This is a genomic window from Nocardioides sp. (assembly GCF_031397825.1).
In the GTDB taxonomy this organism is placed as follows: domain Bacteria; phylum Actinomycetota; class Actinomycetes; order Propionibacteriales; family Nocardioidaceae; genus Nocardioides.
This window is the reverse complement of record NZ_JANNML010000091.1, coordinates 72,459-82,581: the sequence shown is the minus strand read 5'-3', so window position 1 is coordinate 82,581 and position 10,123 is coordinate 72,459. Positions and strand designations below refer to the sequence as shown.

General features: G+C 71.1%; 10 protein-coding genes. 4 read left to right on the top strand and 6 right to left on the bottom strand.

The window, feature by feature from the left end:
* Positions 1-61 precede the first annotated feature (61 nt).
* Genes RMN98_RS08270 through RMN98_RS08255 form a run of 4 tightly spaced genes read right to left on the bottom strand, consistent with a single transcriptional unit; the run spans position 62 to position 3,312 of the window.
* On the bottom strand, positions 62-826 hold the full coding sequence (locus RMN98_RS08270) for a sulfite exporter TauE/SafE family protein (RefSeq protein ID WP_309648336.1): 765 nt from the start codon (positions 824-826) through the stop codon (positions 62-64).
* An 8-nt stretch (positions 827-834) separates the two neighbouring features.
* Positions 835-2,004, bottom strand: coding sequence for an SPFH domain-containing protein (locus tag RMN98_RS08265; protein ID WP_309648335.1), 1,170 nt, complete (start codon positions 2,002-2,004; stop codon positions 835-837).
* 42 nt (positions 2,005-2,046) lie between these two features.
* Positions 2,047-2,508, bottom strand: a complete 462-nt coding sequence (locus RMN98_RS08260) for an NfeD family protein (protein ID WP_309648334.1) — start codon at positions 2,506-2,508, stop codon at positions 2,047-2,049.
* Between the two features lie 9 nt (positions 2,509-2,517).
* Positions 2,518-3,312 (bottom strand): ABC transporter ATP-binding protein, encoded by a 795-nt coding sequence (locus RMN98_RS08255; RefSeq protein WP_309648333.1) that lies wholly within the window; start codon positions 3,310-3,312, stop codon positions 2,518-2,520.
* A 53-nt stretch (positions 3,313-3,365) separates the two neighbouring features.
* Here RMN98_RS08255 and RMN98_RS08250 point away from each other — a divergent pair, with 53 nt between their 5' ends.
* Positions 3,366-4,097: a hypothetical protein gene (locus tag RMN98_RS08250; RefSeq protein ID WP_309648332.1), complete on the top strand. Its 732-nt coding sequence runs from the start codon at positions 3,366-3,368 to the stop codon at positions 4,095-4,097.
* 15 nt (positions 4,098-4,112) lie between these two features.
* On the opposite strand, the gene RMN98_RS08245 is transcribed toward RMN98_RS08250, so the two are convergent.
* Positions 4,113-4,484: a nuclear transport factor 2 family protein gene (locus tag RMN98_RS08245; RefSeq protein ID WP_309648331.1), complete on the bottom strand. Its 372-nt coding sequence runs from the start codon at positions 4,482-4,484 to the stop codon at positions 4,113-4,115.
* Between the two features lie 60 nt (positions 4,485-4,544).
* Here RMN98_RS08245 and serB point away from each other — a divergent pair, with 60 nt between their 5' ends.
* On the top strand, positions 4,545-5,765 hold the full coding sequence (gene serB / locus RMN98_RS08240; protein ID WP_309648330.1) for a phosphoserine phosphatase SerB: 1,221 nt from the start codon (positions 4,545-4,547) through the stop codon (positions 5,763-5,765).
* Positions 5,766-5,772: 7 nt separating this feature from the next.
* Here serB and RMN98_RS08235 read toward each other — a convergent pair whose 3' ends face one another.
* Positions 5,773-6,288 carry a histidine phosphatase family protein gene (locus tag RMN98_RS08235; RefSeq protein WP_309648329.1) on the bottom strand — a complete coding sequence of 172 codons (516 nt, stop codon included), beginning with the start codon at positions 6,286-6,288 and terminating at the stop codon, positions 5,773-5,775.
* A 35-nt stretch (positions 6,289-6,323) separates the two neighbouring features.
* On the opposite strand from RMN98_RS08235, the gene RMN98_RS08230 reads away from it, so the two are divergent.
* Positions 6,324-7,349 (top strand): cyanophycinase, encoded by a 1,026-nt coding sequence (locus RMN98_RS08230; protein WP_309648328.1) that lies wholly within the window; start codon positions 6,324-6,326, stop codon positions 7,347-7,349.
* On the top strand, positions 7,346-10,120 hold the full coding sequence (gene cphA, locus RMN98_RS08225) for a cyanophycin synthetase (protein ID WP_309648327.1): 2,775 nt from the start codon (positions 7,346-7,348) through the stop codon (positions 10,118-10,120). The genes RMN98_RS08230 and cphA overlap by 4 nt, the downstream gene beginning before the upstream one ends.
* Positions 10,121-10,123: the final 3 nt, after the last annotated feature.

Here is a 10,123-nt window from a genome sequence, read left to right as displayed (position 1 = left end):
CCCCGCCTCGGCGTGCCGCGGCCCCGCCCCCCCCCCCCCCCCCCCCCGACTCGGCTCGGGGCTAGTCGAGCAGGAACACCGCGAGCGCGGCCAGGCCGACCACGACGATGAAGACGCGCAGCACCGGTTGCGGGAGCCGGCGACCGACCCGGGCGCCGAGCAACCCGCCGATGACGGCACCCACACCGATCAGCCCGACGATGCGCCAGTCGACGTCGGCGACGAAGACGAAGAGCAGGCCGGCCACGCCGTTGACGACGGCGGCGAGGACGTTCTTGGCGCCGTTGAGCCGCTGCAGCGAGTCGTCGATGCCGATGCCGAGCACCGCCATGAGCAGCACGCCCTGGGCGGCGCCGAAGTAGCCGCCGTAGACCCCCGTCAGCAGCACGGCGGGCCACACCCACCAGGCGGCGTCACGCTCGTGCGTGCCGCGCTCGACCGCGCGCCGGGCCACCCACCGCGAGAGACGCGGCTGGAAGATCACCAGCGTCACGCCGAGCAGGATCAGGACCGGTACGACGGCAGCGAACGCGCCGTCGGGCAGCACCAGCAGGAGCAGGGCCCCGGCGAGACCACCCACCAGCGAGGCCGAGACCAGGCGCAGGATGCGGCTGCGCTGGCCCGCGAGCTCGCGGCGGTAGCCGATGGCGCCGGTGATGGAACCGGGGACCAGCCCGATGTTGTTGGACACGTTGGCCGTCACCGGTGGGATGCCGAAGGCCAGCAGCGTCGGGAAGGTGATCAGGGTCCCCGACCCGACGATCGTGTTGATGCCACCGGCCGCGATCCCGGCGAGCAGGATCGCGGCCGCCTCGAAGAACGACACCCGTCAGGTCAAGGTTGAACGGGCGGGGTGCCCGGCTCGTCCGCGACGTCGGTGGACGGGGCAGCAGGCGGGGCAGCAGGCGGAGCCGAGGGCGCGGCCGGGGCGACGGGCTTGCCCGGGTTGGCGGCCGCCTTGGCCTCGGCGATCGCGTCCTCGACAGCCTTGCTGGTCTTGCCGCGCTCGGACTCGGCGAGCGCACCGCTGCCCGCCAGCTTGGCCGGCTCCATGCTGCCCATGTCGACGCGGTTGCGTGGCCCGGAGTTCTCCTTCGGGATGCCAGCCATCTCCGACATCGTGGACCCGAGACCCTCGAGCGCCTTGCCGATCTCGCTGGGCACGATCCAGAGCTTGTTGGAGCTGCCCTCGGCGAGCTTGGGCATCATCGTGAGGTACTGGTAGGCCAGCAGCGACTGGTCGGGGTTGCCGTCGTGGATCGCCTGGAAGACGGTCTGGATGGCCTGGCCCTCACCCTGGGCGCGCAGGATGGACGACTCCCGGTCGGCCTGGGCGCGCAGGATCAGCGACTCGCGGTCACCCTCGGCAGAGAGGATGGAGGCCTGCTTCTCACCCTCGGCCGTGAGGATCGCCGCCTGGCGACCACCCTCGGCCGTGAGGATCTGGGCCCGCTTGTCACGGTCGGCGCGCATCTGCTTCTCCATCGAGTCCTTGATGGAGGGCGGCGGGTCGATGCCCTTGAGCTCGACGCGGTTGACACGGATGCCCCACTTGCCGGTCGCCTCGTCCAGGACGCCGCGCAGTCGCGTGTTGATCTCGTCGCGGCTGGTCAGCGTCCCCTCGAGGTCCATGCCGCCGACGATGTTGCGCAGCGTGGTCATCGTGAGCTGCTCGACGGCCTGGATGTAGTTGGCGATCTCGTAGGTCGCCGCGATCGGGTCGGTCACCTGGAAGTAGATGACGGTGTCGATGGAGACCACCAGGTTGTCCTGGGTGATCACCGGCTGCGGCGGGAAGCTCACGACCTGCTCGCGCAGGTCGATGAGGTAGCGCACCTTGTCGATGAACGGCACGACGACGTTGAGGCCCGCGGACAGGGTCTCCTTGTACTTGCCGAAGCGCTCCACGATGCCGGCCCGCGCCTGGGGCACGATGCGCACCGTCTTGGCGAGCAGCACGATGACGAACAGGAACAGCAGACCGAGCAGGATCAGGTAGATCACGACTGTCTCCTCTGGGGGTGGGAGGTCCGGTGAGCCTACGTGCTAGGAGTCGATGACGCCGACCGGGTGGACGTAGGCGGTGGCGCCCTTGATCGCGAGGACCTCGACGCTCTGCCCCGGCACCAGGGTGAGGTGCTCGTCGTAGGGCGCCGCGGTCCAGATCTCGCCACCGATCTTGATGCGCCCGACCTCGAGGCCGGTGATGGTCTCGGTGACGACCGCCCGCTGGCCGACGAGCTTGCCGTGGCCCAGGCTGAGCTCGGGGCCGCCGTGGAAGCGTTTGGCGATGGGCGGTCGCACCAGGGCGAGCATCGCGACGGAGGCACCCGCGGCCACGAGGGCCTGGATCGCGAACGGCGCCCCGAGGAGCGCCGTCGTCATCCCGGCGACGGCACCGACGGCGACCATGATGAGCACCAGGTCGAGGCTGAACATCTCGGCCACACCCAGGACGATGGCCAGGCCCAGCCAGGCCTGCCAGAGGTTGTCCCAGATCCAGTCCATGCTCCGACCCTAGCGGTGACGCGTCTGGCGACGCGCCGACCAGCGGCCGTCCTCCTGGCGGATGGTCAGCGGCATGCCGAACGTCGCCGCGAGGTTGGCCTCGGTCAGCACGTCGTCGAGCAGCCCCGCGGCCACGACGGCGCCCTGGCGCAGCAGCAGCGCGTGGCTGAAGCCGGGCGGGATCTCCTCGACGTGGTGGGAGACCAGGACTGTGGCCGGCGAGTCGGCGTCCATGGCGAGGACCGAGAGCGTCGAGACGAGGTCCTCGCGACCACCCAGGTCGAGCCCTGCGGCCGGTTCGTCGAGCAGCAGCAGCTCGGGGTCGGCCATGAGCGCCCGGGCGATCTGGACGCGCTTGCGCTCGCCCTCGCTCAGGGTGCCGAAGGTGCGGTCGCTGAGGCCGCTGACACCGAGCTCGGTCAGCAGGCTGCTCGCGCGGTCGTGGTCGAGCGTGTCGTAGTCCTCCCGCCAGCGACCCACGACACCGTAGGACGCCGACACGACGACGTCGTGCACGCGCTCGCTGCGCGGGATCCGCTCGGCGAGCGCCGCACTGGTGAGACCGATGCGCGGGCGCAGCTCGAAGACGTCGACGGTGCCGAGCACCTCGTCGAGGATCCCCGCCACGCCGGAGGTCGGGTGGACCTGGGCGGACGCGACCTGGAGCAGGGTCGTCTTGCCCGCCCCGTTGGGACCGAGCACGACCCAGCGCTCGTCCTCCTCGACGGTCCAGGAGACCTCGTCCAGCAAGGTGGCCTGGCCCCGACGAACCGTGACGTCCGCGAACTCCAGCACTGCTCCCATGTCCGTCACCCTATCCAGAGCCGTCGCCCGTTCCGCGGCTATCCTCGACCGTCGTGACCACTCCTCTCGCCGTGTCGGCCCGCGTGGCGTGGTGGGGCACCGCGTGGCTGCGCGGGCACGTGGTCGCCGACCAGCTCCTGGACGCGGTCCTGGAGGACAGCGTCGCCCACGTCGTGTCCGGCATCGGGGGCGTCGACGGCGACTCGATCCTCGGCGCCCTTGCCCGGCTGAGGACGCTGGGCGCCCACGCGTTCGGCGCGACGTTCCCCGCCGAGGGAGACCTGGTGGGACTGGGCGGACCGGCGGAGTTCAACCATGCCGTGCTCGAGGTCGGCGAGGGCGTCGTCGCGGTCGGCGCGGGCATCGGCCTGACGCCGCGCGCTGTCGGGCCGACGTACGAGTGGGTGGCGCACCGCGCCGCTCCCCGCCAGGTGCCCGACGTCGGCGAGGCGGACCGAGCCCTGCGTACCGCCCTGCTGCACGCCGCCGAGGACCTCGCCGCTCTCGAGGTCGCGAAGTGGCGGCCCGAGGTCGCCGACCGACTGCTCAACCTGCGGCACCGCAGGACGTACGTCGCTCCTCCGGGCGTGCCGGGCCGGTGCGTCGACCTCGCAGCTCGCGGTCAGCAGGCGTTGGAGATCGTCGAGATCGCGCTCGAGGACGACGGTGGTGCGGTGAGCAGCGTCGAGATCGAGCGGCGCCGGGCTGCCCTGGTGCCCCTGGAGCGCGCCGGACGTCGGGCGCTGGTCGCGGCGTTCTCGCCCGAGGGCTGGCCGCCGGGCTGAGGCCGGGTCAGGACGTCACGTGAACGGCGACCGGGCCGGATGGGCGGCGACGGCCTCGGTCCAGACCTCGACCAGGTCGGTGATCAACCCGTCGGCCGTCGATGCGAAGGACGCGACGTGGAACGTCTCGGCACCGTCGGTGGTGTGGGCACGAAGCACCGCACGGTCCCCGGCGTCGACGACCTCGTCGGCGTGGAAGTGCCACTGCCCGGGATAGTCGGCGTTGAACGCCACGAAGCCCTCACGGTCGAAGCTCTCCCCCGTGTGCACCAGCGTGGCGGAGAAGTCGGGCCCCAGCAGGGCCAGCAGCCGGTCCCAGTCACGCGCGTCGATGGCGTCGGCGAAGCATCGGAGCGTCGCTCCCGCGCTCGGTCCTGTGGTCGTCATGGCACCAGCATGGACGGGACCACCGACAGTCCACCGACGGGCGATAACCTCACCAGCACCATGAGCGTGCCGAAGTCGAAGCCCGAGACGCTGCTGATCACCCTCACCGGCAAGGACCGGCCGGGGGTGACCTCCTCGATCTTCGCCACCCTGGCCCTCGCCGGGGTCGAGGTCGTCGACATCGAGCAGATCCTCCTGCGTCGCCGGCTGATCCTCGGTGTGCTCGTCACGGCCCCCCGCGACTGGAAGAAGCTCAAGGCCGCCGTCGAGGAGACCGCCGCCACCTTGGACATGACCGTCGAGATCGAACGCGGCTCCGGGGACAACCGGGCGCGGCGCGAGGGCCGGTCGCACGTCACGATCATCGGCACCCCCCTCAAGGCATCCGCGATGGCAGCCATCGCCGGTCGGATCGCCGACTGCGGCGGCAACATCGACCGCATCGAGCGGATGGCGCGTTACCCCGTCACCGCCATCGACCTGCACGTCTCCGGCGCGGACCCCGTGCAGCTCAGGGCCCTGCTCGCCCTCGAGGCGGCTACCCAGTCCGTCGACGTCGCCGTCCAGCCCGCCAACCTGCTGCGCCGCGGGATGCGGCTGATCGTGCTCGACGTCGATTCCACCCTGATCCAGGGCGAGGTGATCGAGATGCTCGCCGCCCACGCCGGCTGTGAGCCCGAGGTCGCCCGGATCACCGAGTCCGCGATGCGCGGCGAGATCGACTTCGAGGAATCACTGCGCCAGCGGGTGCGGCTGCTGGCCGGGCTCGACGCCTCCGCCCTCGACACCGTCTACGACGAGATCGTCATCACCCCGGGCGCACGCACGATGGTGCGCACGCTGCGGCGACTGGGCTACCGCTTCGCGATCGTGTCGGGCGGCTTCAGCCAGATCACCGACCGCCTCGCCGAGGACCTCGGGATCCACTACGCCCGCGCCAACGAGCTCGAGATCGTCGACGGCACCGTCACCGGCGAGATCGTGGGCGACGTGGTCGACCGGGCCGGCAAGGCCAAGGCGCTGCGCGAGTTCGCGGCGAAGGTGGGCGTGCCCGAGGCCGCCGTGATCGCGATCGGCGACGGCGCCAACGACCTCGACATGCTCAACGCCGCCGGGCTGGGCATCGCCTACAACGCCCGACCGATCGTGCAGGAGGCGGCCGACACCTCGGTCAACGTCCCCTACCTCGACGCGATCGTCTACCTGCTCGGCATCTCCCGCGAGGAGATCGAGATGGCCGACGCCGAGGCCGGGATCATCACGCCCGCTCCCCCGGTCTGAGAGCAGGTCAGGCGCGCCCGACGTGGTAGGCCGTGACGCGGGCACTGCCAGCGGCGAGCTCGCCCCAGGTGCCGTCGTACGCGAAGACCGCGAGGGCGCTGGTCGGGAAACCGCCGGTCACGCCGATCGCGGCGTCGGGGTCGCCCTCGCCGTCGTCGAGCATGGTGGCGAGGTAGGCCATGGTCGGGTTGTGACCGATCACGACGACCGTGGACACGTCGTCGTCGAGCGAGCGCACCAGGTCGAGGGCGGTGTCGGGGTCGGCGGCGTAGAGACCGCGGTCGAGCGTCGGCTCGAGGGTCCACTGCGCGCCCTGGGCCACGGCGGTGAAGGTCTGCTGGGTGCGCGTGGCGGCCGATACGAGGGCCACGTCGGGGACGATCCCGCGCGCCGCGAGCCACCCGCCGGCCGCTGCTCCGTCCTGGCGACCGCGCTCGGCTAGCTCACGCTCGAAGTCCGTCGGTCCGGCCTGCTCGGCCTTGGCGTGGCGCATCACGACGAGGGTCCGGGGGGATGCGGGCATCTCTGCAACCATGGCCACACCCTAGGGTGATCGCTATGCCCAAGGGACCCCTCATGATCATCGGCGGCGCCGAGGACAAGCTCCGCAAGCGGACGATCCTGAAGGAGTTCGTGGCCGCCGCCGGCGGTGAGGACGCTCGGATCGCGGTGATCCCGACCGCCTCCTCGCTCGGCATCGAGGTCATCGAGGTCTACGACGCCCTCTTCCGCCGCGAGGGCGCCGGAGAGGTCATCGCGGTCCGCCCCGAGAGCCGCGACGACGCCCACGACGAGGCCCTCGTCGCCTCCCTGAGGGAGGCCACCGGCATCTTCATGACCGGCGGCAACCAGCTCAAGCTCTCGGCGATCATCTGCGGCACGCCGCTCGGCGACGCGATCCTCGACGCCCACGACCGCGGGATCGTCGTCGCCGGCACATCGGCCGGTGCCAGCATCCAGTCGAGCCACATGGTCGCCTTCGGCGGGCCCGGATCGACGCCCAAGCAGCGGATGACCCAGGTCGCCGCCGGGCTCGGGCTGCTCGAGTCGTCAGTCATCGACCAGCACTTCGACCAGCGCAACCGCTACGGTCGACTGCTCATGATCGTCTCCCAGTCACCTCAGCTCCTGGGGATCGGTGTCGACGAGGACACCGCCGCGATCGTCGAGCAGCGCGTCGTGCACGCGCCCGACGACCCCGACGCGGCCGAGGACTACGACGGCGCCCCTCACGACCTCCTGCGCGTCGTCGGCCGCGGCTCGGTCACGATCTTCGACCCGGCCCGCATCACGACCAACGCCTACGAGGCCAAGCGCTCCAACCCGATCCTCGCCTCCGGCATCGTGCTCCACACGCTGCCCGAGGGCTCGGTCTTCGACCTGACGACCCGCACCCTCGTGCCGCCCGACCGTCGGGTGGACCTCGAGGAGGCGGCGTCGTTCGCCGAGGCCAGCCACGACCTGCGGCAGATGGCGCGCGACATCGCCGCCGCCGACGCCTCCCCGGCCGCCCTGCGGCGCCGGCTGGCCCGCAGCCGCAAGAAGACCACGCCGACAGCAGCCCCGGACGGAGTCACCTCATGACCGAACGCCCCACGCCCGACCTCGCGATCGTCGACACCCGCGTCTACCGCGGTGCCAACATCTGGTCCTACGACAAGGCGATCCACCTGGTGGTCGACCTCGGCTCGCTCGAGGACTTCCCCACCAACACGATCCCCGGCTTCACCGACAACATCCTCCAGATGCTGCCCGGCCTGCGCGAGCACTCCTGCTCGCGCGGCAAGCGCGGCGGCTTCGTCGAGCGCCTCAACGAGGGCACCTGGCTCGGACACGTGGCCGAGCACGCCGCCTTGGCGCTCCAGCAGGTCGTCGGCCACGACATCCGGCGCGGCAAGACCCGCCAGGTGAGGGGCCAGAAGGGGCACTACAACGTCATCTTCGGCTACGCCGACGAGCAGGTGGGGCTCGCGGCCGCGCGACTCGCCGTACGCCTGGTCAACCACCTCGTGCAGGCCGACCCGGAGTTCGACTGGGACGACGAGCTCGAGCGCTTCATCCTGCGCGCCGAGCGCACGGCGTTCGGACCCTCCACCCAGGCGATCCTCGACGAGGCCGTCTCGCGTGACATCCCGTGGATCCGGCTCAACCAGCACTCCCTGGTCCAGCTCGGCCAGGGCGTCCACGCCAAGCGCATCCGCGCGACGATGACGTCCAACACCTCGGCCATCGCCGTCGACATCGCCTCCGACAAGGACCTGACCACCCGTCTGCTCGGTGCTGCCGGCCTCCCGGTCCCCAAGCAGGACACGGTGCGCACCGAGGACCAGGCCGTGCGGGCCGCCGAGCGCATCGGCTACCCCGTCGTGATCAAGCCGCTCGACGGCAACCACGGCCGCGGTGTCTGCCTCGACCTCCAGAACGAGCAGGAGGTGCGCGACGCCTTCCCGATCGCCAAGGAGCAGTCGCGGCGCGGCGTCATCGTGGTGGAGTCGCTGATCATCGGCAAGGACTACCGCTGCCTGATCATCGACGGCAAGGTCGCCGCCATCGCCGAGCGGGTGCCCGCCTCCGTCACCGGAGACGGCACCCGCACCGTCGAGCAGCTCGTCGACACCGCCAACGCCGACCCGCGACGTGGTGTCGGCCACGAGAAGGTCCTCACCCGGATCAAGGTCGACGACGCCGCGATCGAGCTCGTGCGCGAGCAGGGCTTCGCGATGACCGACGTCCCGCCGGACGGTCAGATGGTCAAGCTCGCGCTGACCGGCAACATGTCGACCGGTGGCATCTCCATCGACCGCACCTTCGAGGCCCACCCGGAGAACGTCGAGATCGCCGAGGAGGCCGCCCGCATGGTCGGCCTCGACATCGCCGGCATCGACTTCATCTGCCCCGACATCACCGAGCCCGTGCGCGAGACCGGTGGCGCGATCTGCGAGATCAACGCCGCCCCCGGCTTCCGGATGCACACCCACCCGACCATCGGTGAGCCGCAGTTCATCGCCAAGCCGGTCGTCGACATGCTCTTCCCGCCGGGCGCGACCAGCCGCATCCCCATCGTGGCCGTGACCGGCACCAACGGCAAGACCACCACCTCGCGGATGATCAGCCACATCTTCAAGGGGATGGGCCGCAAGGTCGGCATGACCTCGACCGACGGCGTCGTCATCGACGAGCGCCTGCTGATCCGCTCCGACGCCTCCGGCCCGCGCTCGGCCCGGATGGTCCTGCAGAACCCCCGCGTGGACTTCGCGGTCTTCGAGGTCGCCCGTGGCGGCATCCTGCGCGAGGGCCTCGGCTACGAGCGCAACGACGTCGCCGTGGTCCTCAACGTGCAGCCCGACCACCTCGGCCTGCGTGGCATCGACACCGTCGAGCAGCTGGCCGACGTCAAGGCGGTCCTCGTCGAGGCCGTCCCGCGCGACGGGCACGCCGTGCTCAACGCCGACGACCCGCTGGTGCGCGACATGCGCCGCCGTTGCTCCGGCTCCGTCGTGTGGTTCTCCATGGAGGAGCCCGGCACCGAGACCCGCGACATGATCGACGCCCACTGCCGTCGCGGCGGCAAGGCGCTGGTCCTCAACCCCTCCGAGCGCGGCGAGATGATCGTGGTCAAGCACGGCCCGCGCGAGATGCAGCTCGCCTGGACCCACCTGCTGCCCGCGACCTTCGGCGGCAAGGCCCGGATGAACGTGCAGAACACGCTCGCGGCCGCCGCGGCCGCGTTCGCCGCCGGTGCACCCCTCCATGACATCCGTCAGGGCCTGCGCACGTTCTCCACCAACTACTACCTCTCCCCCGGCCGTCTCAACGAGGTCGACGTCAACGGCGTCAACGTCATCGTCGACTACTGCCACAACGCGCCCGGCATGAAGATGCTCGGCGACTTCGTGGACCGGGTCGGCGACTCCCTGGCCGGCTCGCACGACCTGGCCCGCCCCTCGCGCATCGGGATCATCGCCACGGCCGGTGACCGGCGCGACGAGGACATGCGCGAGCTCGGGTCGATCGCGGCGCAGCACTTCGACGTGCTCATCGTCCGTGAGGACGTCAGCCTCCGGGGCCGCGAGCGCGGCGAGGTGGCCGGATTCGTGATCGAGGGCGTGCGACAGGCGATGGCCGAGGGCAGCCGGTGCAAGCAGGTCGAGGAGGTCCTCGACGAGATCGAGGCGGTCCGCCACGCGATGGCGCGCACCAACCGCGGCGACCTGCTCGTGGTCTGCGTCGACAAGCACCAGCAGGTGATGGCCGAGCTGGAGAGCTTCGGCCACCAGGCCCAGGCCGGCTCGGGCGTCAACCCCGACGCCCCGGCTGCCGACCCCGACTACGACCCGCCCGTCAGCGACGCCTGAGCC

What these genes read in the sequence shown, in the direction of transcription:
- RMN98_RS08235 (WP_309648329.1), bottom strand. Translation starts at nt 6,288, where the DNA reads ATGCCCGCATCCCCCCGGACCCTCGTCGTGATGCGCCACGCCAAGGCC.
- cphA (WP_309648327.1), top strand. Translation starts at nt 7,346, where the DNA reads ATGACCGAACGCCCCACGCCCGACCTCGCGATCGTCGACACCCGCGTC.
- RMN98_RS08260 (WP_309648334.1), bottom strand. Translation starts at nt 2,508, where the DNA reads ATGGACTGGATCTGGGACAACCTCTGGCAGGCCTGGCTGGGCCTGGCC.
- serB (WP_309648330.1), top strand. Translation starts at nt 4,545, where the DNA reads ATGAGCGTGCCGAAGTCGAAGCCCGAGACGCTGCTGATCACCCTCACC.
- RMN98_RS08230 (WP_309648328.1), top strand. Translation starts at nt 6,324, where the DNA reads ATGCCCAAGGGACCCCTCATGATCATCGGCGGCGCCGAGGACAAGCTC.
- RMN98_RS08245 (WP_309648331.1), bottom strand. Translation starts at nt 4,484, where the DNA reads ATGACGACCACAGGACCGAGCGCGGGAGCGACGCTCCGATGCTTCGCC.
- RMN98_RS08255 (WP_309648333.1), bottom strand. Translation starts at nt 3,312, where the DNA reads ATGGGAGCAGTGCTGGAGTTCGCGGACGTCACGGTTCGTCGGGGCCAG.